The organism is Streptomyces sp. URMC 124 (genome assembly GCF_051386455.1).
Classification (GTDB): Bacteria; Actinomycetota; Actinomycetes; order Streptomycetales; family Streptomycetaceae; genus Streptomyces.
The window spans coordinates 1-25,676 of sequence record NZ_JBPQTS010000079.1 but is presented as its reverse complement, the minus strand read 5'-3'; the positions used below and the strand labels follow the sequence as shown (position 1 = coordinate 25,676).

Here is a 25,676-nt window from a genome sequence, read left to right as displayed (position 1 = left end):
GCCGTCGTCTATGCCGCGGCAGCCGTTCCATCACGTTCAGCAATCGCTTTCAGGACGTCGGCTCGCTTGATCCCGCGGCGGCTGGAGCCCTTACCGTGCTCGGTGACCCCCCACACCTGGTCTGTGCGGACGCCGTAGGGCTTCAGTGCGGAAGTGAGCTGCTCCCCCGCCCAAGCCCCGTACACATCCGGCCGGAGTTCCGCGAGCCGGGAGACGATCACTTCGTTCCAAAGCTTCGGCTTATCGGCGGAAAGGACAGCAAGAACGTCCGCCAGCAGGTCGTAGGAAGAGGTGGCACCGGCCTCCGGCTGCTCGCCGAGCGCATGCCCGGCGAGCGTGCCGAGACGCTCGCGTGCCTTCCGGGCTCGCTGGGCGATGCGTTCAGCCGCCACGGCGTCGATCTCGACCGCGCGGACGATCCGGGCGTCAGCGCCCTCGCCAAGGAAGTAGCAGATGCCCTTGTCCGTCCAAGCAAGCATCGTTGCGCGGACGCCCCGCTTGTACGCCCCGGTGCCGAGGACCATGTCGTTTTCGACGTGGCTCATGACCTTCAGGCACCAGCGGGCCGAAGCGTTCGCCGAGATCCCCTTCGGCAGGCTGTCGTCGTCCGGCCGCTGCGTGGCCAACAGCAACACGATTCCCGTTGCCGGACCCCGCTTGACGATGTCAGTGCAGATTTCCTCAAGCTCCCCGCCGTACTTCGGGTGCTCAAACCATTTCTGGCACTCGTCCACCCCGACCACGATCGGGTGCAGACGGAGCGACCTCTTCGAGGCCAGCTCGGAGGTCACCTTCGACTCGGGGCAAATATCGCGGGGCAAGGTACGGATGACTTTGGTTCGACGCCTCAACTCGGCTTGCAGCTCGCGCATGGCGGTCAGGGCGTAAAGGAGATCCTCCTCGTCATCGCCCGCCCGGTGCCGGTAGCTGACGGCATTGCCGACAGGATCCAGATCACCCGTGCCCTTCAGGTCATAACTGTGCACCTCAGCGCGTGGGTCAAGCGCCGCGATGAGCAGCAGGAGGCGCAGAAGGAAGGTCTTCCCCATCCTCGGAATGGCCCCGATCACGCCTGCGAGGTACATGGGGGTGATCTCCACCCACCGCCCCCGCTGGTCGGTCCCCCACGCCACCGGCTTGAAGAGATCCACGGCGCCGGACTTGGCCAGAGGCCATGTCGGCTGCTTCGTCCTGGACATGTCCTGATCGCCGACCCACAGCTTCAACCGACCGGTGTGCTCATCCGGCACAGCCTCGGGCCACACGGTCCCGAGGGGGCGGCGGAGACCGGAGGCCAGCTTCTCCCGCCGGTCGATCACGTCAGTCACCGTCACGCCGTACGGAAGATCGCCCTCGGCAAGCCAACCGGGGCCGTCACGAACGATGGGGGCGGTGAAGGTGAACCCGTCCCCACCCTTCGACTGCACCTGAGTGATCGCCGAGATGCCGATGGAGCCGAGGGCGCGAAGCACGATGTCGCTGGTGAGCTTGGTGACCTTCGGGACCTCCACGGCCCTGTGGATGACCGGCGCGTCTGCCGGTTGCCCGAACCAGCCCAGCGCCATCGCCGCGGCGAAGCCCGAGAGGGCCAGCAACCACTCCGGCGCCATGACGAACAGCACCAGCGCCGTCGTGAGGCCGACTATCGAAGCCGCGACGGCAACCGCCGCCCGCCACCGCACACGACGATCCCTCTGGCGCGAGAGCTGCAGGTACTTGCCGATGTCCTCGTGGGCCGCCGCCGACTGCCGGAACGGCTCCCCCTCGGCATCCGACAACCACCGCAGCGCGCCACCGACGAACCGTGCGACGCCATGGGGCGCCTGCACCGCGAGACGAACCGTGTACCAGGGCGTACGCACCGCGTGATACGCGGAGACGTGCCAGGCGTACGCAGCGACGCCCTTGCTCACCGCGGTGAACTCCTGCCGCGACTGCGCCCACGCCGGTATGACGGGACGCCGCTTCGCGTCACGCACCCGGTCAGTCAGGCCGGGGCCGGAGGGCCTGCCGGGACGATCGACGACCACGGTCTCGTTGAGGCCGGCGGCGGACACGGCGAGGCTTTGGTCAGCCGGTTGGGCTGGAGGGGCCTGATCCGGCCCCCGTTCGCCCGTCGGCTGGTTGGTCGCGGACGGGAGCGCTGTCACGCCGCCCTCCCACCCTGCAACTCCCGCCGCGCACTCGCCGCGCTCTTCATTGCCGCGACGCTGCTCAGCCTCGCCGCGTACCGCGCGTTCAGGCGTGCGAGCTCATCGGTGTCACTCTGGTCTTGGAGCTCCTCCAGGATGTCGCGGGCGGCGGATACGCGCGCCGCGCGCTCCTCGGCCAGCTCTCCGGGGCGGCCGAGGAACAGCTCCCGGAAGTCCTCGGTCTCCGCGCGTTGGAGTCCCTCGAACTCGTAGGCGCTGTCCTCGAACTCCAGAGCCTCGCTGACAGGCCGGTGGACGACGTACGTACGCATGATCCCTCCGCGTCCGGGGCTGGGTGAGGAGAGTCAGAGGCAGCAGGACCGTCTGCCCGGTGCGTCGGCTGCCCTGACCCGAGCGCGAATCAGACGCGGAAGCGGCGCGGACCCGTGAGACGGACCAGGCACTGGTACGGGATGACTACGGCCGTACAGCCGCCGAGGCCCGCGAGCAGGATCAGCAACCAGTCGGCACCGAGTTCCCCGCCGATCGGGAGCTGACGAAGCCTGCGAAGAGCGCGACGGCGAGGACGACTAGGGCCAGGACGCTGCGAGCGGGCGTGGAGGGTGCGGGGCAGCGGGCGACGACGGATAAGGCACTCGGTTCGAGGAGGCGAAAGCCCCCTCCGGGCATCCGCACGACGACGAGCCTGCCGTCGGTGTGCTCATTGATCCCGGCCACGGTGCCGAGAGCCACGTCATGACGACCTCGAACGACGTCGCCGATGGCCAGCTTCATTGATCCCCCTTCGGGAGTAGAGGCAGGTGACCGGCGACGGCGCGAGCGCGCGCACACTTTCGGCGCAGAAGCCGCCGTGAGACCGGTCATTCGGAACGAGCGGTCATCACCTCCGACGCGGCCACCAGCCAACGGCTCGTAGCGGCGTCGGAGATCAAAAACACTCGTTCGTCCAGGCGCTCTGTGCAGTTCTCAAGGGGCTGGCGCGTCCTTCGAGCCGGGGCTCCCAGGGCGAGGCACTCCTAAAGAGGTCTTCTCCTCAAGTCCTCTTTAGGAGTTGCCCGAGACTATGACGCAGCTCTCATCAAGTCGTCAAGACCTCTTTAGGAGTCGTATGCTGAGCGCCGTCAGCGCAACAGGACGGTGAGCACCGATGGCCAAAGCGTACGAACGGATCGCGGACGGCATCCGAGAGTCCATCCGTGCAGGTCAGCTGGGTCCCGGCGAACGGCTGCCCGCGGAGACGGCGCTCGCGGCGGAGTACGGGCGAAGCGTCCCGACGATCCGTGAAGCACTCCGTCTTCTGCGCGATGAAGGCTTGATCGAGAAGCAGCACGGGCGCGGCAACTTCGTCCGCCAGCCCCGCACGGCGGTGCTGCGCACGAACTCCCGGCACCAGTGGGAGAAGGGGCGTGCCCGCGAGCCCGAGTCGCTCCGGGTGAAGACCGGGGCCACCGAGCACGACACCGGCCTCCAGGTGAACGACCTCGTCTTCCACGCGTCCTACCGCGAGATCAAAGCCGGCAAGAGCCTCGCGAAGGCCTTCGGCATCTCGGAAGGTGACGTCCTCGTCGAGCGCACGTATCGCACGCGGTACGCCGCCGAGCGCGCCCCGTTCGCGCTGGTGACGTCCTACCTCGTCCGCGACCTCGTCGCGGAGAACCCGGACCTCCTGGACGCCTCGAAGGAGCCGTGGCCGGGTGGAACGCAGAACCAGCTGTTCACCGTCGGAATCGAGCTGGACCGCATCGAAGAGCACGTGACGGCCCGCCCGCCGACGCCGGAAGAGGCCGAGGAGCTGGAGCTTCCCCCGGGCACCGCGGTGCTTCTGCTCCGGAAGACCTCGTACGACACCAACAACCGCGTTGTGGAGCTCTCCGACATCACGCTGCCCGGTGATCGCACGGAGATGCTCTTCACCACTCCCCTGGAAAGGTGGTGAGTGCCGTGCGTCGGCGCATCATCATCGTCACCGCTGTGCACGGACCGTCCGCTCACCACCTGAACGACGCTTACAAGTCGCTGTGCGACCAGGAGCTCCCCGAGGGTTGGGAGTGGCACTGGGTCATCCAAGAGGACGGGAAGACCGACGACGTCGCCCCCTTCGTCCCCGACGACGAGCAGGTGACCTTCCGGCAGGGCCGCAGCGGCGGCCCCGGGGTCGCCCGGACCATGGCTCTGGCCCACGCGGACGGCGACTACGTCAAGATCCTGGATGCCGACGACCAACTGCCCCCGGGCGCCCTGGCGCGCGACATCGCCGTCCTCGAACGCGACCCCAGCATCGGCTGGACGACATCGCGCGTCCTGGACCTGATGCCCGACGGGTCGACGGTCGGCTTCGACCAGGACCCGGAGGACGGCCCGATCGAGCCGGGTTCCGTTCTCGCGCACTGGCAGGAGCACAACTACCGGGCTCAGGTACACCCGGCGACGCTTTGCGTCCGCCGTGACCTACTCCTCGCCCTGGGCGGCTGGATGGCGCTTCCCGCCTCGGAGGACACGGGGCTGCTCCTCGCCCTGGACGCGGTGAGCCGCGGCTGGTTCACCCGCGAGGTGGGACTCCTCTACCGCAAGTGGCCCGGACAGGCCACGGGTCAATCCGCCCACACCGATGCGGCGGAGCGCGATGCGCGCATGGCCGTCGTCCAGGCTCGGGCGCAGGCGCTCGCGTACAACCGCTGGCACTACCCGGTCACGGTCTGACCGACACCTCGTAGACGACCACGCCGGAGGCGGCGGGCAGCACGATGTCCGCCGTTTCGACCGGCCGGCCGTCGTCGCTGTAGTAAGTCCGCTGGATGCGGGTGACGAGAGCGCTCCGCTGCACGCCGAGGAGGGTTGCCTCCTCGGCGCTGGCACGCCCGGGTTCCACCTGCTCCACCGCTCGGACGACCGTGATGCCGATGTCAGCCATGCGGCCCACGACGCCTCGGCCCGCGTACGGTCCGCCCTCCGGCAGGACGACCAGCGTCCCCACGGTGAGGCTGTACGGCTCCCAACTCGTCACGAGCTGGACGGGCTTGCTGTCGATCAGGCACTCGTAGCGGGTCTGGACGCAGAGGTCGCCCTTGGCGATCTGCAGGCGGGCTGCGATGTCGGCCGCGGCGGGAACCTTCGCCACCGTGCTGCTCTCCCAGGTCCCTTCCGGACCGATCGCAGCGGGATCCGCACCGAACGGCGACCACTTGGAGCCGATCTGCTCCCCGCCTGAAGCACGCAGCATCTGTGTGCGCTCGCGCGGCTCAGCGACGTACGTACCCGACCCGGCCCGCCCCTCCAACACACCCTGCGAAATCAGGAGTTCTTGGGCGCGACGGACGACGTTCTCACCCACACCACCACATTCCGCCGCAAGCTGGGCGCGGGAGGGCAGCCGGTCCCCGGGAGACCATTCCCGGTCCGCGATTCGCCGTTTGAGCAGGTCAGCGACACGGAGATAGGGCGGCTGCTCACGCATATGGAAAACCTAGCCCAGAAGCCATTACGCTAGTGAACTAGCTTCACTCGCTGTGATCTCGTGGCGACGGAGGAACGTCTGTGTGCGCTCGCAGAACCCGCGCCGAGCACATGGCCGAACGCCTCTCCACCGCGGGTTTCGCTCCCCGCGTGAAGCACCGGAATGACCATGTCCGCATCGAGACGGAGGTCCCGTCATCGGTCTCGGCCGAGGCATGGCAAGAGCTCTTAGACGTGCTGATGACGGCCGACTCGTTCGGACTCGTCAACAGCGCGAGCGGCTGCATCGCTTGGGCCGCTGTCGCAAAGGAAACCCCCGCGACAGGCGAAGCTGTCCGGGGGCACGGCTTTCAGCTGTAAGGAGCTGATCAGCGTGCAGGAGCTTATCCGCCGAGCCGTCTCGTGGGCTAGGCGACATTTTGTTCAACCTGCGGGCGGCTTCCGCGAGCCCGCATCGACGGAGTACTCCACCGCCTACGCCGCGACGGTGCCGCCCCCTCTCCCCCGTCCGGCCCAACACCGGCCCTCATGGGGCAAGGACTTGCTCCAGGGCGAAGAGGCGGCCCTCGTCCGCCTATACGTACTGGCCGGCGACGAACGTGCCCAACTGCGACTGAAGGTTCGCTGGCAGCCGCGCGGCATCAGCCAGCACTGGACTCCGGCGGAGGTGCACTGATGCGCGAGGACCTCGTCACGTCCAACAAGACGCATCGCTACGTCGCCGTTCGGGTCACCGGGAAGACGGTCCGACGAGGCGACGTCATCGACCTCGACGGCCGGGGCTTCGGGGTCGTCGATGCGCTCGACGCGCCCGGCAACGTGCGGTGGCTGCGCTCCCGCACAGGAGAAACGATGGCCGTGCACACGACGACTCCGCTGTCCGCTGTGCGGGCAGTCGAGAGGCGGTGAGCGCTCATGGTGGCTCACTACCAGTCCGTCGCCGATGACCTCCGACGGCGCATCGAGTCCGGGGAATTCCGGGTTGGAGATCGACTGCCGGCGGAGACGCAGCTCGCGACGCGCTACCGGGTCAGCGTGCCCACCCTGCGGCTCTCGCTGGAGTTGCTCCAGGCTGAAGGCAGGGTCGAGAAGCAGCAAGGCCGGGGCAACTTCGTCCGGCACCCCCGCGCGCGCACGGTCTACGACAGCGAGCGGCAAGCGGCGCAATCCCCGCCTCTGCACGTCAGCGTCGAAGTCGACACGGTGAACGCGACGAGTGCCCTCTCCGCACTCCTGCAGGTCCGCCGCGGTGCGCTGCTGACGGAGTTCGACTTCATCAGCGTCGTGGGGACGTCGGTGCAGAGCGTGGCCCGCGTCTACGTCCCTCAAACCGTGGCGAGGCTCGGCCCCCCTGAGGGGGAGCTATCGCCGTGGGGCGACAACGTGCGGGAGTCGCTCGCCGCGGCCGGCGTGCACGTCGTGTCCACGGTTGAGCGCGTCACGTCCCGACTGCCGAGCGTCGAGGAGAAGGAGGTCTTCCGCAGCACGACGCCCGTACTGGCCGTGGAACGGACTTCGTCCGACGACAGCGGGCGGGTCGTGGAGGTAGCGCTCCTGGCTCTGCCCGGAGACCGGACCGAGGCAGTCTTCACCGCCCGTACTTGTGCCGAGGCCTTGGAGGAGGTCCGATGACACCTCATCTGAGCGGCCGGGCTGTCCAGCCCGAGCCAGACCGCAGCGAGCACGACCTCCGCCTCCTGCCGTGGATTTCCCCGGACGACAAGCCGTGTTTCCTGAGCACATCCGACGGTCAAGGAGTGCTGTCTCGCTACGCCGACGGCGTGGAAGCAGCGCAGCTGGCCATCGGCGCAGAGGCACTGACCGATGCAGCGGATCTGCTCGCGGACCCCGCGGCGTGCCGGCACCACCTTCGAGTCACCCTTCAGCAGACGGCTCGATCACTGAGCGACGCGCTGAGGATCGCGGAAAGCCGTGGCGCTCGCCTGCACATGCCGGACGCGGCGGAAGAGCCGCTGGAGGAGGCGGAAGGGGTCGCAAACCAGCTGCAGGAATGACGTCCGCACCGGCCGTCCTCCGGCACCCAGGAAGGTAGAGGCCCATGCTCGCGGTGCGGCCCTGAGGGGCCGGACCGTTCGCGTCTCAGGGAAGGGTCTCGGCATCCACCCGGGAGAAGATGAGGTCGCTCTCCCCCACGATGGGTCCGCGCCAGCGCACCGGGGCTAAAGGGGCACGGCGCAGGGCGGCCGGATAGCTCGCCGCGGAATAGTCATTGGCGATCCGGTACGTGTGGAAGCCGTACTCGCGCATCGTGGCGAGCAGCTCGTCGGCGGAGTCCCCCAGCTGCGCCATGCGCTCGGGGGTCACCTCCACAGTGATCTCTGCGTCAGGCCGCAGCTGGTTGAGTAGAGGCACCATGCCCCGGACCACGCTTCCCTCTGCACCCTCCACGTCCACCTTGATTACACGCGCTCTAGCAACCTCGGAGTCGGTGAGAACCTCGGGCAGTGGGAACGCTTGAGCCTCGAAGCTGCATTCCGCCGGCCCGTCGTACGGGACGATACTGTTCGCCCCCATGTTACGAGAGCTGGCGAGAGTAAACCTCACGGACCTCCGAACGTCGGAAACTGCCACATTGACCGCCCGCACGTTGTGGCAGGCGTTGCGCCGCACATTTGCCAGCACGCATCGGTGGACTGCATGAGAGGCTTCAATGGCGACAACATGCCCGCCCGGGCCTACCATTCGGGAGGCGAGAAGGCTGAAATATCCGATGTTCGCCCCCACATCTATGAATGTGTCACCAGGCCCCAGACGACGACTCAGCCAGCGCGTCAAGTGCGGCTCCCACACGCCAAACATGTAGATGTAGCGCTGAATCAGGTCTCGCGTGTCCACAGGAATTTCTACATCGAAGAGTGTACGAGCAATTCGCCGATGAGATTGCTTACGTAACGATAGATCTAGACGCTTCACGGCCCTCACTTTCATAGCAAGGGGACCGGGGCCGTTACGCACATATCGGCGCACCAGAGCATCGCAAGCGGTCATGGAGTGTCTACCCATTCAAGCACCCTCCACCACCTCTCGACACGCTGGCTGCAGCTCTGTGAAGCACAGCCGCCCACACATTCCTGGTCCAGAAGCTGAGCGCCTCCATGAACTCACACTGCCATGCCGCCCGGCCAGTTGAGAGCATAGAAACCGCCACGCTCGCAAGGCGTCTGGGGACGCACAGCAAGCGGGGCTCAGCGACCGCCAAGCCCTGCTGCGAAGCGACTACCAACTCCACCTATCGATCAACTGCTCGACCAAAGCTCGCACCCCACCTGAGACCACCCCGCAGATGGCCACACGGAACCAACGTTCATGGGTCGTGGACTGCTTCTGAGGCACGAGGCCCTCCCAACAGCGGCGTGACATCTGACGTGAGGCCAGGTTCAGCCGCGGCAGTAGGGTCAAGCCGAGTTGCGACGAACAGCTTTCAGACGCTGACGTTGTTGCTTTCAGGCCCACCGCCCCCTGCGCATGCGGCACCATGTTGCGATGGGCTGCGATGACCACAGGGCGTCGGTGAAGCGACCGCGGGCAATCAAGCGGGCACAAGTAGCACCCGGGCCTCTGCGCGACTTGAAAGATCTGCTGTTCGAGGCCTATCTAGCAGCTGGACTGCCCAGCCTGGACGAGATCGCTAAGGATGTGGCCGCCGACGACAACTTGGCTGGCGCCCCCAAGCGAGACACCATCCATCGTTGCTTGAGTACAGCTGAGCTACCGCCCAGCCTGGCTGATGTGGTCTCCATCGCCGCCGTGCTTGGCCGAATGGCAGGCTTGGCCGAAACAGATCTCACCAGCCGCGTAAACGATCTATGGATTCGCGCTCGACTTGCGCGGCCTGTCGGCCAGTTGGTCAGCGAGCTAACGGACCCTTTCGTCTTGGAAGTGCATCAATCGATCCAGATGAACCAAGGTGACGAGTCCCCAAGCCTTCCCCTCTTGCCGATCTACGTCGAGCGCGAGCATGATCAACGCCTGCGCGCCATAGTTCAGAAGGCCGCCCATGGTGATAGCCAACTGGCGGTTCTGGTAGGTGATTCCTCAACGGGTAAAACCCGGGCGTGCTGGGAAGCTCTTCGGGAAATTCCCGCGGACTGGCGCCTGTGGCACCCCATCGATCCTGGCCGGCCTGACGCCGCGCTGGCAGAAATGGAGCGCGTCGGACCGCGTACCGTGATTTGGCTCAACGAATCCCAACACTATCTCCTCACACCCGGCATCCCGCTCGGCGAGCGCGTCTCGGCAGGGCTCCGGAGCCTGCTACGGGATCCCAACAGACAACCAGTTCTAGTATTGGGCACCATGTGGCCCGCCTTTTGGGCACGCCTTACTACCCAACCCGATAGGAACGAGCCTGACGTTCACAGCCAGGCGCGGACCCTTCTCGACGGAAGGGGTATCCCTGTCCCGGCACTGTTCGATGGAGAAGACTTAATTGCGCTGCGAGCAGCCTCAACCAGAGATCCGCGTCTCGCCTACGCAACCGATCGAGCGGAAAAGGGCCAAGTCACCCAGTACCTCGCGGGGGCTCCAGCGCTCCTGGACCGCTACCGGGCTGCGCCCGTAGCAGCACGAGCGCTCGTCGAGGCAGCCATGGACGCCCGTCGGCTAGGCCACGCTTTCACCCTCCCTAGGCCTCTCCTAGAAGTGGCGGCCGGCGGCTATCTGACCGATCAGCAGTGGGATCTCCTGCCAGACAATTGGTTAGCGGATGGGCTGACCTACACGGGATATCAAATCCGTGGAGCTCGTGGTCCCCTCAGCCTCATTCGTCATAGATCTGGAGAGCAATCCCCAGCCCAGCCTCACTACCGCCTCGCAGACTATCTTGAACAATACGCCCTTCGTTCCCGACGGACTGTGCGGACCCCAACCGCCCTATGGGAAGCGCTCATCCAGCATGCCACTCCGGAGTCGTACACGACACTTGCACAGGCAGCCCACAGCCGAGGCTTAATCCGCATCTGCGTTCTACTCTGCAATGCCGGAGCCGAGAAAGGAAACAACGAAGCACTGAGTTTCGGCTACCAAGTACTGACGAGGTCTGGCCGCAGCAATGAAGCTGCCTTGTGGAATCGACACAGGCGCCCGTCAGCTACGTTCACAAGGCAGTGGCAAGGGGCATCGGAGGGACTTAAGGAATGGCAGGTCGGTCGGCAGAACCCTATTGCCGAGTCTCTTTGTCGGGATGCTCAGAAAGAAGTCAAGGCCCAGAATCACAGTGCCGCAATTACATTATATCAACGAGCCATTGCAGCTGGCAGCACCAGCGGTTTGGCACAACTGGCCGCGCTCTTGAACGAGATGGGGCGAGCAAGCGACGCCCTGGATATCCTCGACAGCCGAACGCGACAGGGAGATCAGCAAGCTCCATGGATCGCAATCAACGTGCTCAATAGCTCAGGAAGGCTTGACGAAGCGCTCTCTTGGTACGAGCGTATCGCCGAGACGGGGACACCTCGCGCCCTAACCAGGGCAGCCTGCCGTTTAGCATTCGCAGGACGAACGGAAGAAGCGCTGGCTTGGTACGAGCGCGCTTTCACCTCTGGGCACACTGACGCTTCCTGGGGTGCCGCGCACCTTCTGCGCCGGAAGGGACGAACGGCGGAAGCCGCCTCCTGGCACGCGCGCCGAGCAAACGCAGGCGATGCTGAGGGCTTCCTAGCGGCTGCAGAGCTTCTGGAAGACACCGATCAGGAGACGGCCTTGGAACAGTGCCATCAAGCTGCCGTCATGGGACATCCAGATGCGCTGCCCAGCGCCATCCGCTTGCTTCGCAAGATGAGTCGACAGCTCGAAGCAGATCTGCTTCAGAAACACGGCTGGGAGCCAGACGGGTCAATCGCTGCCCCTTGGGAGGCGCCCATACCCTCAGATCAGAGAAAGGCCTAACATTCGAATCGCATTGCCTCGCAAGATCTTGTATGAAACGTCTTCAGGCAGGCCGGCCACGTGCTCGGCCGCCACCTGCTTGGTGTGCGGCCAAGTCGAGTCGACGTGCGGATAGTCGGTCTCGAATGTGGCGTTGTCGACCCCCACTGTCTCGATGGAGTCGATGCCGTGCTTGTCGCGGAAGAAGCAGCAGAAGACCTGCCGGTAGTAATAGGTGGAGGGCGGCTCGGGGACCAGGTCGCGAACACCGCCCCATGCCCGGTGCTCCCGCCAGACGTCGTCGGCCCGTTCCAGGGCGTACGGGATCCAGCCCATTTGCCCTTCGCTGTAGGCCAAGGTGAGCCGGGGGAAGCGGACGAGGACACCGCTGAAGAGGAAGTCCGCCAGGGATGACATCGCGTTGTTGAAGCTCAGCGTCGCCTGCACCGCCGGCGGCGCGTCGGGCGAGGCGGCCGGCATCTGTGACGACGACCCGATGTGCATGTTGACCACGGTGCCCGTCTCCTCACAGGCAGCAAAGAACGGATCCCAGTAGCCGGAGTGGATGGAGGGTAGGCCGAGGTACGTCGGGATCTCGCTGAAGGTCACCGCACGCACACCGCGGGCAGCATTGCGCTTGATCTCGGCAACGGCCAGATCGACATCCCATAACGGGATCAGACACAGCGGGATCAGCCGGCCACCGCTGTCCCCGCACCACTCCTCGACCATCCAGTCGTTGTAGGCCCGCACGCAGGCGAGAGCGACCTCCTTGTCCTGCGCCTCGGCGAAGGTCTGCCCGCAGAAGCGCGGAAAGGTGGGGAAGCAGAGGGACGCCTCGACGTGGTTGAGATCCATGTCCTCAAGCCGGGCCTTCGGGTCCCAGCACCCGCGCCGCATCTGCTCCCGAGTGATGCCATCAAGGGTCATCTCGTCCCGCGAGAACCCAACGGCAGCGATGATCCGCTTGTACGGGAAGAGGAGCCCTTCGTACTCCCACCAGTCGGTCAGCTGGCCATCCGGGTCAGTGGTGAAGCGGTACTTCCCACCGATGTACTGCAGGTCACCAATACCGGCAGTTAGGGGCTTCGGGCCCCGGTCCTGGTACCTCCGGGGCAGCCACGCTTCAAAGAGGTGCGCCGGCTCGATCACGTGATCGTCGACGCTCACGACCTTGGGGAGCGCTCGCGTTCTGGTGCTTCCGTCGCCAACCATCGGCAGCCCTCCTTGATCGCCGAACCGAGACCGGAACTGATGCTCCGTCAGATTCAACGTAGAGAGGGGTTCGTTCGTCGGCAATAGCGACCGGTCGAGACGCGGCGGGATTGACATCCGGCTACCGCCGGATTGGCTCGCCACCAAGCGCAGCATTCCAGCCAATGCCAGAGGGGTGAGAACGAGATCACCATGTTGTCCGAAGAGCGCCTGGACATGCATAGCTGATTGGGAACTCGGCAGCGCGATCAGGCCATGCCCGCGGAGGGTGGGCACAGGGCAGAAGAAGGTCCTCTAGCCTCTTTGGCCCGCGATCTCCGAGGGAGCAGGATGCTCGGTACGGACCAGAGGCTAGCGATGACCATCGGCGGCTTGCTGCTGGTCGGCGGCGTGCTGATCAGCCAAGCGCTCATCGGTACTTGGGCTACCTTCTCGATCGGAGCGGCCACCGCTGTGGGCGCGCACCTGACGCCTTGGGTGTTCCGAGAGCTGACCATACGGCGGTTCGTACGTCGGCTGAGGCGATGGCCCGTATCGCACCGCCGGCCATGAAGACGATGGCTAAAAGAAGCCAGGCCACGAGGCAGGGCTCACTCCTAAGATCCTCTAGACATCTTTAGGAGTCATGACTGGGGGACCAGGTGGGGGCCGCCGAGCAGCTCGTAACGGTCGCTGCGGTGATACTCGGCGGGTTGACCACGCACCTGACCAACGCCCTAGCGGAGCGGCGCCGCAAGCGGCACGAGCTCTCGACCCGGTGGGACGACAAGAAGCTCGACGCCTACGCCAGCTACGTCGAGCGGATCAGGACGAGCATCTTCCTCGCTGTCGAGCTCTACGAGCTCAGGGAGGGCCTCCGCGAGCGCCACCGAGAAGAATCGGAGATCAAGGCAGACATGTCGGAGGCAGGACACCTCCGAGGCCGGGCCTTCGAACGAGTCATGCTGCTAGGCGGCGACAGGGTTGTCGAAGCTGCCCACGACCTCAACGCAGCCACCCTCGAAATCGACTGGCAAGCGGCCGGCACGACCACGGGAGGACTTGATGACTGGCGTGAACGCAACCGTGCAGCATTCCGTGCGATCAATACCTTCCATGATACGGCACGGGTGGATCTAGGGGTGGCAGGCAGCGTAACCGGTGAAGTACATCCAGAACGAGACCTTCTTCTCCCTCCCTCTGCCCGCGGAGAGCAAGGATTCGGAGCTTAACCCACCAACCCATCCAATACTTCATTTAGGCCCCAGCTCCTTTGGAGGGGCCTCGCTCGCACCAGCAAAGAATTGCCATATAGTAATCACCGCGATAACTTGCGCAGCTAGGTAAGCGAGCTGCAGCGAGGCATAGCGCATCTGATACACGGAAAGCAGCAGCCCGAACCGGCTTTGCCAGTAGCGCCGTTCATCGCGAAAAGTATCGAGATCCATAAGAATGCCCGTCAAGGTGAGCGTGAGCAGTATCGCGCTAACATAGAGGGCAAGATTTGTTTGGGCATGCCCCAACGCCCAGTTCCCAAGTGCGGTCAGCCCAAGCGGCAGCGCGAACGCCAAGGTGATGGGAAGCGCCCTAACCGGACCACGACGACCGGGAAGAACGCGCCAAAGCGATCCCAAGAGGAACCCCGCACCCGCCCACACTATCTGCCAGAACACAAATGTCATAACGACATCTGGCATTCCAAATTCGTAGAACAGTGTATTTTGCAGGAACTCACCACTGAGCGTCTCCGCCCACACTACTAGAATGCTTGCAGGCAATCCAGAAATCATCGCGAAAAGAGCTCCACGCCTGCCATTCTCCCACCATGTGTCACATGGCCCCAGCGCCAGGACGGCATCCACTACGGAAACTTGGGAAGGGAGGCGGTCAGTAGCACCCGAGCCGCTACGCCAATTATGCAAGCGATGGAGACGCCGCTCCAGCACATTCCTCTCAGGCACATCATCTGGCTGCCCCTGGTCCAGTCGGCGAAGCAAGGCATGGAATTCTCGGTAGCGGCGCGCACGGACCAGGAGCTCTGACCGGCTTGCAGGAGTAATTGCCTCCGCAAGAGGGAGTTTAGATATTTCGAGCGGGTAATTTAGGACGACCCTCCCTCTGCCGATTTTCAGGGACAAATGAAGGGCCCCCACATAAACCAATGGCGTAACCAATGCCAGGGCGGCGTTATCGACGAAGACGCCGATGTTAATTCCCACAGCAACCGGAAATAGCAAGAAAGCGAGGAGGCGTTCTGGCTGTTCTGCCAGAGGGGAGACGTTGACTCGGCGGCCATTCACACGGAGCGCCGCTATAATGGCAATCCCAATTAGGATCCAATAGTACCCTGACCACCAGGCCTGATGATTGGCAATGAACCAGGTGAGATTGTCCCTCAGTTGACCAATATGCGCATTCTCGTACGCATAGCGGTTATTTTGACTGAGCCAGGAGGCCCGCTGCCAATTCCTCTCCGCCGCGACGGCGAAGCACGCCCCCAAAAAGGCGACGATTACAATAATCCATGGCCCCGCATCGCGGAGACGTAGCTCACGAGGTTCCTGCAAAGAGGCTTGCCTCAATGGAATAAGGTCACCATCCTGAGCCAGACGCCACCCAGTTGCGATAAATCCCAAAAAGTTGATTGCGAGGACGCAGCCAGAAACGATAAAGAGTACGATCACTGTATAGTCATGAGCGCCTTCCGGTATGGAGAACGTGGTAGTAAGACCGAATGTTTCTGGGGAGAGCACCACAGCTACTGCTGACGCACACAGCACTCCCCCGGCCCAGATAATGCTGCGCCGCGGGTTACCGAATACGAGCAGGGTAACTCCCTCCAACAAGGCCATCAAAAACCGAATACGAGGCTCCGTCTCCTGCCATGCGGCACCGTCACTGAAGCCGTGCCTAAATGCGATATCGCTTGTGGCAGTGAGCAGCGACAGAGAAATGGTGACTAATGCGAAAATTTTAAGGTTCCTTGCCGCCTTTAGCTCGCTCAACGTCGCATCGCTTCGGCGACGCCCGTGACGAGCGGCGTTTATAAGCATGAGACAGACCAGGAAAGACCACCTGCCCCCTATGTCGCTAATATCACCAAAGAGAGGGCGCTTAGACTGCGCAGCCCAGGACCGCTGCCAGCTGGGCTCCAGTCGCACCCATATATTCCGGGCGTCTATCCACTCTTTCGGTTCCCACACGAGTGCACTGCGGCCATTCCCACCTGTCGGTGTGGGATTCGCCATCTCGGCCCCCGGTCGGCCAGAGTCGATCTTAATTGACTGCCAATTCGACCTCCGTAACGCAGTACCCGGCGTGAAGCGGACTGTCCAGTGAGCGGCCCCTACGGTGATCGTCCATGGGCCCACCACAATGGCGTTGCGGTGATCATCAATCCACGCAAAGCTATCCACCTGCACATTCAGTACACCCTTCCCAATCGTGACTATGGGGTCTGAGGCTCGCCACTCCGTCCAACGCCGATGCTGGGAGGTAAGAGGCCTCGTGAGGCAGCTCATGGCTCGTCGATACTGGTCGGTCCCGCGGCTCAACAGCAGGTCATGAGCGAATCGCCAAGACAAGGGAACGCGCACTGTCAGACGACTGGTTGCTTTCGTGTGGACGCGTTCGTCGTGGTCCAGCTCGATCGAGGCGCTAGCACGAGCCTCGCGGAGTTGTGCCGCAGCACACCAGGTCTCTTCTCGATCCTCTGCGCGAGCTTCCGCAGAGCATCCAAAGGCAAACAAGCAGGTGAGCATCATTGCGATTATTGAATGCAATGGGTCCCCTTCGGTTACCTGCAGAGTTGCCATGATGGCTGGCCAAGAGCCGGGGTGCACGAGGGAAGTACCCGCCCGGTGGGGCTCTATGGAGCATGACGGCGGCGCACGATCCAGTGAGTGTGAGACGTGTCTTTCAACTGTTGCCTTTGCCTACTTGCCAACCCAGGCTTGACTCGTAAATTTCCGACTTCATCCTTCGCCTGACACGCGAAGACGTCCCTTGATCAGTTCACGCGGGTAGCCGCCTACGGCATCCACTAGCCCCAGCTCGCACCCTTCCGCCTCAGAGCTCACCCACCGCCTGCCGTGGGATGACGGCTGCCGGGCCACCGGCAGCGAGAACCGGGCGGTCAACTCCCTGCTTCTGTTGCCGACCACTTACTGAGGAACTGCCTCGCCGCCTCGGCTGCTTCCCTGTTGAGTCCCGCGCAGGGGACTGCCTCCCCAGCCGCCTGGGTTGTGGGCACAGTGGACCAGCGGTTTCAGCTCTTCGGGGTGGTTGTGGTCGTAGGCGACCTGATCAGCAGTCCGGTAGGCCAGCGCCCACCTTTCGGCCCGACGGCCAGCGGGCGAGTGGAACCCCGGCTCCTCCAACACCTGGTCGAAGGGCGCTGGCGCTTCGGACTCATCGCTCAGGAGGAGGCTGGCCAGCATGGCGAGGGGAGCCAGCAGACCCTCCCGCAGAAAGACAGGGGTTGAGGTTTATGGCCGATCTGAGAACGTCGCCGCTAACTGCAGCTGCACGTCCTGAGCCCTCCCGAAGACAGAAGAAGCTTCCCCGACGTAGGGGCAGCCCGACAGCCTTCTGCAGGCCAGCGGCTTTGCTGGCCCTCCCTGAGCAGGCGCCTTCTAAGCGCTTGGCCGCAGGTTCGAGTCCTGCCGGGGGCGCTCGGTCCGGGTTGTACGGCCCTCCCTCGGGAGGGCCTTTTTGCTGGTTGCGGGGGTGCTCAGCGGAGGATGCCCTCCAGGAAGTCGGTGCTGAGGCGGGCCACGGAGCTGACGTCCAGCTGGTAGAGGACGTAGCGGCCGCGGCGGCGGGCGGTGATCAGGCCGGCCTTCTTCAGGACCGACAGGTGGCGGGAGACCTCCGGGGCGCTGATGCCCAGGACGCCGGCCAGTTCCCCCGTCGTGTGCGCGGTGCGGGCCGTGCTGCGGCAGACCTGTATGCGGACGGGGTGGGCCAGGGCTTCGAGGCGTAGTTTGAGCAGGTCGACCGAGGTGGGGGCAGGGAGTTCGGGCGAGCCGACCGGGTAGTGGACGACCGGGCGCCAGGCGGGGCGGTGCAGGACCATCAGGTGCGGCCAGCCGAAGTGGGAGGGCACGAAGGTCAGGCCCGGCCCCACGGCGGGGTCGAGGGCCGTGGCCCGGCCGTCGGCGAGCTTGTCGACGCGGATGCGCGTGCCGCCGTCCTCCAGGACCAGGGCGGGGGAGACGTCGGCCAGGGCCTCGCGCAGGCCCTTGCGGCGCAGCAGTTCCGTCTTGTGCCGGGCGTCGGCGGCCAGGCGTGGCTCGACCCGCTGCCAGATGTCCGCGAAGAACGCCTCGTTGCAGTCCTCGAACAGCCGCCGCACCCAGGCCCGTACGGAGGCGGGATCCTTCAGCAGGCGCTCGGCGAACTCCACCTGCCGGGGTCCTCGGGCCGCGGCCTGCTCCAGGGCCCGCGTGCGCGCCGCCGGGTCGGTGAGCGGCGACGGACCGCCCTCGTTGTAGAGGGCCAGGCAGGAGAACTCCAGGGCCGTGGTGACGAACTGCTCCTCGTCCAGCCGGTCCAGGAGGTCCAGTTCTTCCGCCAGGGTGGCGCCCGGGCTGACCGCTCCGCCGCGCAGCCCCGCGAAGGGCATGAAGAGGTCGGAGAACGTCGTCCGCCACAGGAAGTCGGCTTCCTGCAGGCGGTCGGCGAGGTCCGGCCGGAGCGCGGCGGCCGTCGCCGTGACCCAGCCCGCCAGCCCCGGGTGGTGGCCCGGCTCGGCCAGCGCGTGCAGCGCGAGGCACAACTCGCCCAGCGGAGAGGTCTCGAAGACGATCCGGTCCTGAGGCAGCCCTGCGATGTTTATGCTCACGCTCACGACGTCATGATGCCTGCTTGTTCGAAGGTGAGCAGCCGGCGTTTACGCGGCAGGCCGCCGCCGTAGCCGGTGAGGTCGCCCGTCGCGCCCACGACGCGGTGGCAGGGGACGACGATGCCGACGGGGTTCTTGCCGTTGGCCAGGCCCACGGCCCGGGCCGCGGTCGGGCGGCCGATGCGCGCGGCCAGCTCGCCGTAGGAGACGGTTTCGCCGTACGGGATCTCCAGGAGGGCGTTCCAGACGGCGCGTTGGAAGTCGGTCCCGGTCAGGGCCAGGGGGAGGTCGAAGGCGGTGCGGCTGCCCGCGAAGTACTCCTCCAGCTGCTCCCGTGTCCGGGCGAACGGAGCCGGGTCGCGCTCCCCGAAGGTCTCCTGGGGCGGCCGGTGGCGCTGGCCCTCCATGTAGAGGCCCGAGAGTTTCCCGTCCGTGGCCACCAGGGTCAGGGGGCCGTACGGGCTGTCCAGCAGGGTGTGGGTGCGGTGGGGCATGTCTTCCTCCTACTTCGGCAAGCGGTTGATCGCGTGCTCGCCCGTCGCCCACAGGTGCTGCACCGCGTACGCCCGCCACGGCTGCCACGCCCGCGCCCTGCGCGTGAGGGCCGCGGGCGTCGTGGGCAGCCCCAGGGCGCCGGCGGCCAGGCGGACGCCCAGGTCGGTGGCCACGAAGGCGTCGGGGTCGCCGAGGGCGCGCATCGCGATCGTCTCGACGGTCCAGGGGCCGATGCCGGGCAGCGCGGCCAGCTGCTCGCGGGCCCGCTGCCAGTCGCTGCCCGGGCCGAGGTCGAGCTCTCCGCAGGCCAGGGCGGCGGTCAGCGCGGTGAACGTCAGGCGGCGCGTGCGGGGCATGGCGAGCGTCTCCGGGTCGAGCGCGGCCAGGTCCGCGGGCGTGGGGAACAGGTGGGTCAGGCCGCCCTCCGGGTCCTCGACCGGCGTGCCGTGGGCGGTCACCAGGCGGGCCGCGAGGGTACGGGCCGAGGCCGTGGACACCTGCTGGCCGAGCACCGCGCGCAGGGCGAACTCCGCGGGGTCCACCGTGTGCGGCACCCTGCGGCCGGGGGCGCGTTCCACGAGCGGGGCCAGCAGCGGGTCCTCGGCGAGGAGGCCGTCGACGGCCTCGGGGTCGGCGTCGAGGTCCAGCAGGCGGCGGCAGCGGCTGACGGCGGCGGCCAGGTCACGCAGGTCCGTCAGGGCCAGCCGGCAGGCGATGTGCCCGTCCGCCGGGCGGAGGGTGGCGATGCCGTGTCCGTTCGGCAGCCGCATCGTGCAGCGGTACGCGCCCTCGCGCCACTCCTCGGTCCCCGGCACGCCGGTGGCCGCCAGGTGCCCGAACAGGTTGTCCGGGAAGAGGGGCGCGCGGTAGGGCAGGCGCAGCGCGACCGTACCGGTCGTCGCGGGCGCCGGCCGGGCGCGGCCGGCGGCGCGGGCCCGCAGCTCGCTCGGGGAGAGCCCGAAGACCTCCCGCACCGTGTCGTTGAAGGTGCGGATGCTGGCGAACCCGGCGGCGAAGGCCACCTCCCCCATCGGCAGCGGCGTCGTCTCGATCAGCAGCCGGGCCGTCTGCGCCCGCTGGGCGCGGGCCAGAGCCAGCGGGCCGGCGCCCAGCTCGGCGACGAGCTGCCGTTCGATCTGCCGGGTGCTGTACCCGAGGCGCGCCCCGAGGCCGGGCACTCCCTCCCGGTCCACGACGCCGTCGGCGATCAGGCGCATGGCCCGGGCGGCCAGGTCGGCCCGCTCGTTCCAGCGCGGCGAGCCCGGGCTCGCGTCGGGGCGGCAGCGCTTGCAGGCGCGGAAGCCGGCCTGCTGCGCGGCGGCCGCGCTCGGGTAGAACGTCATGTTCCGCGGCTTGGGCGGCACCACGGGGCAGCTCGGCCTGCAGTAGATCCGCGTGGTCGTCACCGCGGTGAAGAACCACCCGTCGAAGCGGGCGTCCTTGGACTGTACGGCCCGGACGCACCGGTCCACGTCGTTGTGCATGCCGCCAGTATTGGCCGCGGGGCCGCCCCCGATCTCGCGGAAATCCGACATTCATGTCGGGGTCGCAACTGCTGCGACCGCAATGCCGGAAGAAATGCCCGTGGAAAAGCGCGTGGCGCCCGCCGACGGGATCGGGGGCGCCACACCGTGGCGGCGGCCCGGGGCGGGGGCACCCCGGAGACCGCCGTTCGTCTTCTAGTGCCCGTACCCGCCGTGGCCGTACCCGCCGTGGCCGCCGTGCCCGTGTCCGCCGGAGGAGTTGATGCAGACGTTGCCGGACGCGGGGTTCAGCAGGCCGACGATGTCGATCGTGTTGCCGCAGAGGTTGATCGGGATGTGGATCGGGACCTGGATGACGTTGCCCGAGATGACGCCCGGGGAACCGGCGGCCACGCCCTTGGCGCCCGCGTCGGCGAGCGCGTGGCCGGTGAGACCCGCGAGCGCCGCACCGACGGTGGCGGTCAGGGCGGCCGTTTTGACGATTCGTGACATGGGGGAGACACCTTTGCTGCTTGATCTTGCTCGGTCGTACTGGGGGGCGCCCGACCGGTGACGGCCGGGGTGTGCTTTTCAACGCCCGGTGCTCGCAAAGGTTTCGTACATGGTGCGGATGGGTGACCCGCCTTTCTCCCCCGGCGGCCCGCCCTTTCCGCAACGCCGTCCATGCATGCGCCACACAGAAATCCGCAGCGATTCTCCGGCGGAATTCCCCGTACGGCGCAACGCGCCTCCTCCCGCGGACGACCGCCGGGCGCCACCGCCCCGCCGAGGCCACCGTCCCGCCGGGCGCCACCGCCCCGTCGACGCCACCGCCCCGCCGACGCCACCGCCCCGTGGACGTCCGCCGGCTCTACCCCCGGCCTCCCCTCGGCCTACCCCCGCTCCGCCGCGATCCGCACCGCGAAGGCCGTCAGCTCCTCGCACCACCCGTCGGCCAGCCGTGAGGAGGCCGCGGTCCGCGAGGCCCGGTCCACCAGCTCGCGGATGAGGCGCTCGGCGATGCCGCGCTCCTCGCGCTCCAGGAGGATCTCCCGCAGCAGCTCCGCGTCCCAGTCGTACTCGGGGCCCCCGTCGAGGAACCCGCGCAGCCGCCACGCCGCGTGCAGCGAGCGCGCGTAGGCGTCGTAGGCGGTGTCGAGGTCGGTCCGGCCGGCGAGCGCCGCTCCCAGCCGGAGGGGGTGCCGCAGGGCGTACCAGCCGGCCGTGCAGCCCCGGTCGCAGCCCGATATGCACCGCCCGGGCCACGGGTCGTCGAGATACTCGGCGGCCATCGCCTCGTGCGCGTACGTGCCGATCACGCGCTCGGTGCGCATGTCGTCCCAGAGCTGCCACGCGGCGGCGGGCAGGCGCGCGGCGAGCCGGTCACCGAGGGAGAGGGCCAGGTCGCCGGCGAGGGTGGCGGTGGACTCGCCGAAGCGCCGGGCCTCGCCCGCCCAGCCGTTGCGCTCGTGCTCGGCGGCGCGGCTGACGTGCAGCGTGGGGATGCCGCGGCGCAGTGCGGCGTTGTCGCGCACGTCGCTGCGGATGAGCGTGCAGGTGTCGAGGAGTTCGAGGGCGGCGGCGGCTTCGACGGCCTCGGTCGCTTCCGGGTCGCCGCCCGCCGCCAGATAGCCGGTGAGGAGGATGACCGGGCGGACCCGGTCGGCCCCCACGGCGACGAGTTCGGCGAGGGACTCGACGATGCCGGCGCCGCGCGCGTCGGCGGTGCGCCAGCGGCGGTGCTCGTCGTTGAGGAGGCCGCGCAGCCGTTTCTCGACCCGGTCGAGCATCCCGGCGCGCTGGAGCTGCGGGACCGGCTCCCGGGGCGCCACCGCGCGGGGCAGCTTGGGTTGCGTCGTCATCGTGTGCCTCCCTGGATCGGTTTCGGTCCTGCGACCGACCCTGCCGGGCGGGCGCCCCGCCGGGGGCGGAGCCTGACCGGCCAGAAGACTGCCCACGGGAACGCTCGGGAAGCGACGGTTTCCTGCCATACCGGAATGCGCCATCCCTCCTGCTTCATGGCGCTCTCGACCGCCCGGCCGGCCGGTCGGGGCAGGCTCAGAAGGCGGCTTACGGCCCGCGCGCGCGTACGAGGCCGACTCGGGGGTGGCTCATAATCGGCTGTCACCGCCCGCCCGTCCTGGGACGTTGCCCCGGCCACCGGTCGTATCATCCTCCGATTCACTCGTGTGACCTGCGTCGAAGCTCTCCACGGCACCGTCGCCATCAGGCCACCGGCAGACGGCCGCGGCCCTGCGCGGACGATGATGGCGCCCGCGCGCCGCGCCCCGGTCGGGCACGGGCCGCCGAGGAGGGTTCGCGGGCCGCCGAGGAGGGTTCGCGGGCCGCCCGGTGTGCGCTGACCGGACGGCCGCGCGGCATTCGTACGCCATCTGTACAGCGCGCGCCGCGCCCGGCTACAACGGGTGGGGGCCCGGCACCGGGACCACGCGGCAGGCGACCTCCGGGCCCGCGGAGGCGGCGATGCGCAGGATCGCGGTGGTCGGAGCGGGTCAGGCGGGACTGCAGCTGGCCCTGGGACTGAGGCCGGACAAACCCGAGCAGCCGGAGGAGCCGGAGCGACCGGACAAGCCGCCGGAAGGGCCGGCGGAGCCCTACGACGTCACGCTGTACGCCGCCCGCAGGCCCGAAGAGGTGCGCGCCGGGCACGTCCTCTCCACCCAGGTGATGTTCGGTCCCGCCCTCGCTCTGGAGCGTGCCGCCGGGCTGAACGGCTGGGAGGCGCGGACACCCCGGATGACGGCCTTCCGCATGGCCGTCCCCGACGCCGGCGCCACCACCCCGCACGCCGCCGCCGGCACCGGCACCGGCACCGGCACCGGCAGCATCACCGTCCCCCTCGACGCGCCCGCGCAGTCCGTCGACCAGCGGGTGAAGACGGCGGGCTGGCTGGAGCTGTTCGAGGAGCGCGGCGGGCGCGTCGTGTACGGCACGGTCGGCCCGGACGACCTGCCGGGGATCGCCGCCGCCCATGACCTGACGGTCGTCGCCACCGGTCACGGCCCCCTGGCGGAGGTCTTCGCGCGCGACGAGCGGCACAGTCCGTACGGCCGCCCGCAGCGGACGCTCGCCGCCTGCTACGTGCGCGGCACGCACGACCCCGGCAGCCCGGGCAGTCCCGCCGGCGTCCACGGCGCCCCCGGTGCCCACGGCGTCCATGGAATCGACGGACCGCCGCCGGGCCCCCACGGGCGGATCAACCCCGTCGAAGGCACCGGCGAGTTCTACGTGCTGCACGGCCTCACTCTCGACGGCCCCTGCGAGATGCTGTTCTGGGAGGCAGTGCCGGGCGGGCCGTTCGACGTCTGGGGGGATCGGCCGGGCCCGGACGACTTCGTGGAGCGCTCCCTGGAGCTGCTGCGCACGTGCCTCCCCGGCGAGTACGAGCTGTGCCGCGGCATGGAGCCGACCGACGGCCGCGCCGCGCTCACCGGCGCCGTGACGCCCGTCGTGCGCCACCCCGTCGCCCGGGTCGCGCCGGACACGTACGTCCTGGGCATGGCGGACGCGGTCGTCCTCAACGACCCGATCGGCGGCCAGGGCGCCAACAGTGCGGCCCGCTGCGCCGACCGGTACCTGCGGGAGATCACCGGCCACGGCGAACAGCCCTTCGACCGTACGTGGATGCTGCGCACGTTCGCCGCGTACTGGGAGCACGCCCGGCACGTGACGGCCTTCACCAACCTGCTGCTGGGTCCCCCGCCGGAGCACGTCCGGCGCATCATGTCGGCAGCAGCGCGCCACCCGGGCGTGGCGCACCGCTACATCAACGGCTACGCGGACCCGGCCGGCTTCCAGGACTGGTTCATGGAGGCGGACCGCGCCGACGCCTACCTCGCGGCGCTGGGGATGAGCCCCGCCGCTGGGTAGCCTGGGAGCGCCCGGCGAAGAGGAGGCGGACGGACCGCATGAGTACCACCCGGCCCGGGACCGTCACCGGCGGCCCGCCCCCGCGCACCCGTCCCCCCGGGCGGCCGCCCGTGGCACGCGGGCAGGGCGCGGTCGTCTGCGCGGTCTCGCTCGGCGGCGGCGCCGGGGCCGCGGCCCGCTACGGCGCCGGGCTGCTGTGGCCCACCCCGGCCGGCGCCTTCCCGTGGACCACGTTCCTCATCAACGTCGTCGGCTGCGCCCTGATCGGGGTGCTGCTGACCGTGATCGGCGAGCTCGCCGCGCCGCACCGGCTGCTGCGACCGTTCCTCGGCACGGGCGTGCTCGGCGGCTTCACCACCTTCTCGACGTACGCGGTGGACATCCAGCGGCTGAGCGGGCAGGGGCACGCGGCGACGGCGGTCGCGTACCTGGCGGGCACGCTGTTCACCGCGCTGGCGGCCGTGTGGACGGGGGCCACGGCGACGCGAGCGGTCCTCCTCGGCAGAAGCCGCAGCGGCCGCAGCAGCCGCAGCAGCTTCAGCGCGAGCCACAGCAGGAGCCGCAAGAGCGGCACGCGCCGCAAGAGCGCGCGGTGAAGGCCTCCGGCAGGACGGCGGCGCTTCGCCTGACCGTCTTCCTCAGCGAGTCCGACCGCTGGCAGCACCGTCCGCTGTCCACCGAGATCGTGCACCGGGCGCACGCCGCCGGGCTCGCGGGGGCGACGGTCTTCCGCGGGGTCGAGGGCTACGGCGCCTCGTCCGTCGTCCACACGGCGCGGCTGCTCTCGCTGAGCGAGGACCTGCCGGTGACGGTGGTGATCGTGGACGCGGAGGAGCGCGTACGGGGCTTCCTGCCGACCCTGGGGGAGGTCGCCGGGGAGCGGCTCGTCACGCTGGAGCCGGTCGAGACCCCGCGGCTCGGACCGCCGGAAGCGACCGCCCCGGAGAACGGCGCGTGAACTGGTTGCTCGTCGTCGCCGGCGCGATGGCCGGCGCGCCCCTGCGCTACCTCACCGACCGCGCGGTGCAGGCACGCCACGACTCGGTCTTCCCGTGGGGCACGTTCACCGTGAACGTCGTGGGCAGCCTGATCCTGGGGATCCTCACCGCCGCCGCCCCCTCCCCCGTGCAGCTGCTCCTGGGCACGGGCCTGTGCGGTGCGCTCACGACGTACTCCACGTTCTCGTACGAGACGCTGACGCTGGCCCGCGAGGGCGCGCGCGGCTACGCCGTGGCGAACGCCGCGCTGAGCGTGGTGTGCGGGGTGGGCGCGGCCTTCGCGGGGGTGGCCCTGGGG

At 67.7% G+C, this 25,676-nt stretch carries 23 protein-coding genes and 1 tRNA gene; 12 read left to right on the top strand and 12 right to left on the bottom strand.

Features of this window, described 5'->3' with window-relative positions:
* Window positions 1-8 precede the first annotated feature (8 nt).
* The 3 genes from ACSNOG_RS18190 to ACSNOG_RS18180 all read right to left on the bottom strand — a co-directional run bounded on the left by ACSNOG_RS18190 (window position 9) and on the right by ACSNOG_RS18180 (window position 2,927).
* The gene (locus ACSNOG_RS18190) at window positions 9-2,150 is read right to left on the bottom strand and encodes a cell division protein FtsK (protein WP_436753694.1); all 2,142 of its coding nucleotides are present in this window, start codon (window positions 2,148-2,150) and stop codon (window positions 9-11) included.
* Window positions 2,147-2,464, bottom strand: coding sequence for a hypothetical protein (locus ACSNOG_RS18185; RefSeq protein ID WP_436753693.1), 318 nt, complete (start codon window positions 2,462-2,464; stop codon window positions 2,147-2,149). The genes ACSNOG_RS18190 and ACSNOG_RS18185 overlap by 4 nt, the downstream gene beginning before the upstream one ends.
* Before the next feature lie 181 nt (window positions 2,465-2,645).
* Window positions 2,646-2,927 (bottom strand): hypothetical protein, encoded by a 282-nt coding sequence (locus ACSNOG_RS18180; RefSeq protein WP_436753692.1) that lies wholly within the window; start codon window positions 2,925-2,927, stop codon window positions 2,646-2,648.
* Window positions 2,928-3,300: 373 nt separating this feature from the next.
* Between ACSNOG_RS18180 and ACSNOG_RS18175 the strand changes: the two genes are divergently transcribed.
* A complete protein-coding gene (locus ACSNOG_RS18175; RefSeq protein ID WP_436753691.1) occupies window positions 3,301-4,089 on the top strand; it encodes a GntR family transcriptional regulator in 789 nt (262 codons plus the stop codon).
* Window positions 4,086-4,853 (top strand): glycosyltransferase family 2 protein, encoded by a 768-nt coding sequence (locus ACSNOG_RS18170; RefSeq protein ID WP_436753690.1) that lies wholly within the window; start codon window positions 4,086-4,088, stop codon window positions 4,851-4,853. The genes ACSNOG_RS18175 and ACSNOG_RS18170 overlap by 4 nt, the downstream gene beginning before the upstream one ends.
* On the opposite strand, the gene ACSNOG_RS18165 is transcribed toward ACSNOG_RS18170, so the two are convergent.
* A complete protein-coding gene (locus ACSNOG_RS18165) occupies window positions 4,843-5,607 on the bottom strand; it encodes a GntR family transcriptional regulator (protein WP_436753689.1) in 765 nt (254 codons plus the stop codon). The two genes, ACSNOG_RS18170 and ACSNOG_RS18165, sit on opposite strands and share 11 nt — an antisense overlap.
* A gap of 674 nt (window positions 5,608-6,281) precedes the next feature.
* Here ACSNOG_RS18165 and ACSNOG_RS18160 point away from each other — a divergent pair.
* From ACSNOG_RS18160 to ACSNOG_RS18150, 3 genes are read left to right on the top strand one after another with little or no spacing between them, the layout of a single operon-like run.
* Window positions 6,282-6,515, top strand: coding sequence for a hypothetical protein (locus tag ACSNOG_RS18160; protein ID WP_436753688.1), 234 nt, complete (start codon window positions 6,282-6,284; stop codon window positions 6,513-6,515).
* Window positions 6,516-6,521: 6 nt separating this feature from the next.
* The gene (locus tag ACSNOG_RS18155) at window positions 6,522-7,238 is read left to right on the top strand and encodes a GntR family transcriptional regulator (protein ID WP_436753687.1); all 717 of its coding nucleotides are present in this window, start codon (window positions 6,522-6,524) and stop codon (window positions 7,236-7,238) included.
* Window positions 7,235-7,621, top strand: coding sequence for a hypothetical protein (locus ACSNOG_RS18150; protein WP_436753686.1), 387 nt, complete (start codon window positions 7,235-7,237; stop codon window positions 7,619-7,621). Before ACSNOG_RS18155 ends, ACSNOG_RS18150 begins: the two co-directional genes overlap by 4 nt.
* Before the next feature lie 85 nt (window positions 7,622-7,706).
* Here the strand turns inward: ACSNOG_RS18150 and ACSNOG_RS18145 are convergent, their stop codons facing one another.
* Complete coding sequence (locus ACSNOG_RS18145; protein ID WP_436753685.1) at window positions 7,707-8,615, bottom strand: FkbM family methyltransferase; 909 nt, start codon at window positions 8,613-8,615, stop codon at window positions 7,707-7,709.
* A 495-nt stretch (window positions 8,616-9,110) separates the two neighbouring features.
* On the opposite strand from ACSNOG_RS18145, the gene ACSNOG_RS18140 reads away from it, so the two are divergent.
* A complete protein-coding gene (locus ACSNOG_RS18140) occupies window positions 9,111-11,513 on the top strand; it encodes a hypothetical protein (RefSeq protein ID WP_436753684.1) in 2,403 nt (800 codons plus the stop codon).
* Here ACSNOG_RS18140 and ACSNOG_RS18135 read toward each other — a convergent pair.
* Entirely contained in the window at window positions 11,493-12,707 is a 1,215-nt protein-coding gene (locus tag ACSNOG_RS18135) for an amidohydrolase family protein (RefSeq protein ID WP_436753704.1), read from the bottom strand. The genes ACSNOG_RS18140 and ACSNOG_RS18135 overlap by 21 nt on opposite strands.
* A 692-nt stretch (window positions 12,708-13,399) precedes the next feature.
* Here ACSNOG_RS18135 and ACSNOG_RS18130 point away from each other — a divergent pair.
* Window positions 13,400-13,918: a hypothetical protein gene (locus tag ACSNOG_RS18130; RefSeq protein WP_436753683.1), complete on the top strand. Its 519-nt coding sequence runs from the start codon at window positions 13,400-13,402 to the stop codon at window positions 13,916-13,918.
* A gap of 21 nt (window positions 13,919-13,939) precedes the next feature.
* Here the strand turns inward: ACSNOG_RS18130 and ACSNOG_RS18125 are convergent, their stop codons facing one another.
* Window positions 13,940-16,447: a DUF6185 family protein gene (locus ACSNOG_RS18125; protein WP_436753703.1), complete on the bottom strand. Its 2,508-nt coding sequence runs from the start codon at window positions 16,445-16,447 to the stop codon at window positions 13,940-13,942.
* A gap of 841 nt (window positions 16,448-17,288) precedes the next feature.
* On the opposite strand from ACSNOG_RS18125, the gene ACSNOG_RS18120 reads away from it, so the two are divergent.
* Window positions 17,289-17,356, top strand: a tRNA-Arg gene (locus tag ACSNOG_RS18120).
* A 62-nt stretch (window positions 17,357-17,418) separates the two neighbouring features.
* Here the strand turns inward: ACSNOG_RS18120 and ACSNOG_RS18115 are convergent.
* From ACSNOG_RS18115 to ACSNOG_RS18095, 5 genes are all read right to left on the bottom strand, one after another.
* Window positions 17,419-18,531, bottom strand: a complete 1,113-nt coding sequence (locus tag ACSNOG_RS18115) for a DUF5937 family protein (protein ID WP_436753702.1) — start codon at window positions 18,529-18,531, stop codon at window positions 17,419-17,421.
* A gap of 2 nt (window positions 18,532-18,533) precedes the next feature.
* Complete coding sequence (locus ACSNOG_RS18110; RefSeq protein ID WP_436753682.1) at window positions 18,534-19,025, bottom strand: methylated-DNA--[protein]-cysteine S-methyltransferase; 492 nt, start codon at window positions 19,023-19,025, stop codon at window positions 18,534-18,536.
* 9 nt (window positions 19,026-19,034) lie between these two features.
* The gene (locus ACSNOG_RS18105) at window positions 19,035-20,510 is read right to left on the bottom strand and encodes an AlkA N-terminal domain-containing protein (RefSeq protein ID WP_436753681.1); all 1,476 of its coding nucleotides are present in this window, start codon (window positions 20,508-20,510) and stop codon (window positions 19,035-19,037) included.
* 195 nt (window positions 20,511-20,705) lie between these two features.
* Window positions 20,706-21,002 carry a chaplin gene (locus tag ACSNOG_RS18100; protein WP_436753680.1) on the bottom strand — a complete coding sequence of 99 codons (297 nt, stop codon included), beginning with the start codon at window positions 21,000-21,002 and terminating at the stop codon, window positions 20,706-20,708.
* Window positions 21,003-21,382: 380 nt separating this feature from the next.
* Window positions 21,383-22,351, bottom strand: coding sequence for a polyprenyl synthetase family protein (locus ACSNOG_RS18095; RefSeq protein WP_436753679.1), 969 nt, complete (start codon window positions 22,349-22,351; stop codon window positions 21,383-21,385).
* A gap of 622 nt (window positions 22,352-22,973) precedes the next feature.
* On the opposite strand from ACSNOG_RS18095, the gene ACSNOG_RS18090 reads away from it, so the two are divergent.
* The 4 genes from ACSNOG_RS18090 to crcB form a co-directional block, all read left to right on the top strand.
* Window positions 22,974-24,380 carry a styrene monooxygenase/indole monooxygenase family protein gene (locus ACSNOG_RS18090; RefSeq protein ID WP_436753678.1) on the top strand — a complete coding sequence of 469 codons (1,407 nt, stop codon included), beginning with the start codon at window positions 22,974-22,976 and terminating at the stop codon, window positions 24,378-24,380.
* Window positions 24,381-24,418: 38 nt separating this feature from the next.
* Window positions 24,419-24,976, top strand: coding sequence for a fluoride efflux transporter FluC (locus tag ACSNOG_RS18085; RefSeq protein ID WP_436753677.1), 558 nt, complete (start codon window positions 24,419-24,421; stop codon window positions 24,974-24,976).
* Window positions 24,973-25,338: a DUF190 domain-containing protein gene (locus ACSNOG_RS18080; RefSeq protein ID WP_436753676.1), complete on the top strand. Its 366-nt coding sequence runs from the start codon at window positions 24,973-24,975 to the stop codon at window positions 25,336-25,338. Before ACSNOG_RS18085 ends, ACSNOG_RS18080 begins: the two co-directional genes overlap by 4 nt.
* Window positions 25,335-25,676, top strand: a 342-nt coding sequence (crcB, locus tag ACSNOG_RS18075; protein ID WP_436753675.1) for a fluoride efflux transporter CrcB, incomplete at its 3' end; no start/stop codon positions are given. The genes ACSNOG_RS18080 and crcB, both read left to right, overlap by 4 nt.

Coding starts and splice junctions, on each gene's coding strand:
- ACSNOG_RS18110 (WP_436753682.1), bottom strand. CDS start 19,025: ATGCCCCACCGCACCCACACCCTGCTGGACAGCCCGTACGGCCCCCTG.
- ACSNOG_RS18180 (WP_436753692.1), bottom strand. CDS start 2,927: ATGAAGCTGGCCATCGGCGACGTCGTTCGAGGTCGTCATGACGTGGCT.
- ACSNOG_RS18175 (WP_436753691.1), top strand. CDS start 3,301: ATGGCCAAAGCGTACGAACGGATCGCGGACGGCATCCGAGAGTCCATC.
- ACSNOG_RS18090 (WP_436753678.1), top strand. CDS start 22,974: ATGCGCAGGATCGCGGTGGTCGGAGCGGGTCAGGCGGGACTGCAGCTG.
- ACSNOG_RS18140 (WP_436753684.1), top strand. CDS start 9,111: ATGGGCTGCGATGACCACAGGGCGTCGGTGAAGCGACCGCGGGCAATC.
- ACSNOG_RS18105 (WP_436753681.1), bottom strand. CDS start 20,510: ATGCACAACGACGTGGACCGGTGCGTCCGGGCCGTACAGTCCAAGGAC.
- ACSNOG_RS18165 (WP_436753689.1), bottom strand. CDS start 5,607: ATGCGTGAGCAGCCGCCCTATCTCCGTGTCGCTGACCTGCTCAAACGG.
- ACSNOG_RS18160 (WP_436753688.1), top strand. CDS start 6,282: ATGCGCGAGGACCTCGTCACGTCCAACAAGACGCATCGCTACGTCGCC.
- ACSNOG_RS18185 (WP_436753693.1), bottom strand. CDS start 2,464: ATGCGTACGTACGTCGTCCACCGGCCTGTCAGCGAGGCTCTGGAGTTC.
- ACSNOG_RS18135 (WP_436753704.1), bottom strand. CDS start 12,707: ATGGTTGGCGACGGAAGCACCAGAACGCGAGCGCTCCCCAAGGTCGTG.
- ACSNOG_RS18085 (WP_436753677.1), top strand. CDS start 24,419: ATGAGTACCACCCGGCCCGGGACCGTCACCGGCGGCCCGCCCCCGCGC.
- ACSNOG_RS18150 (WP_436753686.1), top strand. CDS start 7,235: ATGACACCTCATCTGAGCGGCCGGGCTGTCCAGCCCGAGCCAGACCGC.
- ACSNOG_RS18145 (WP_436753685.1), bottom strand. CDS start 8,615: ATGACCGCTTGCGATGCTCTGGTGCGCCGATATGTGCGTAACGGCCCC.
- ACSNOG_RS18125 (WP_436753703.1), bottom strand. CDS start 16,447: ATGCTCACCTGCTTGTTTGCCTTTGGATGCTCTGCGGAAGCTCGCGCA.
- ACSNOG_RS18100 (WP_436753680.1), bottom strand. CDS start 21,002: ATGTCACGAATCGTCAAAACGGCCGCCCTGACCGCCACCGTCGGTGCG.
- ACSNOG_RS18155 (WP_436753687.1), top strand. CDS start 6,522: ATGGTGGCTCACTACCAGTCCGTCGCCGATGACCTCCGACGGCGCATC.
- ACSNOG_RS18095 (WP_436753679.1), bottom strand. CDS start 22,351: ATGACGACGCAACCCAAGCTGCCCCGCGCGGTGGCGCCCCGGGAGCCG.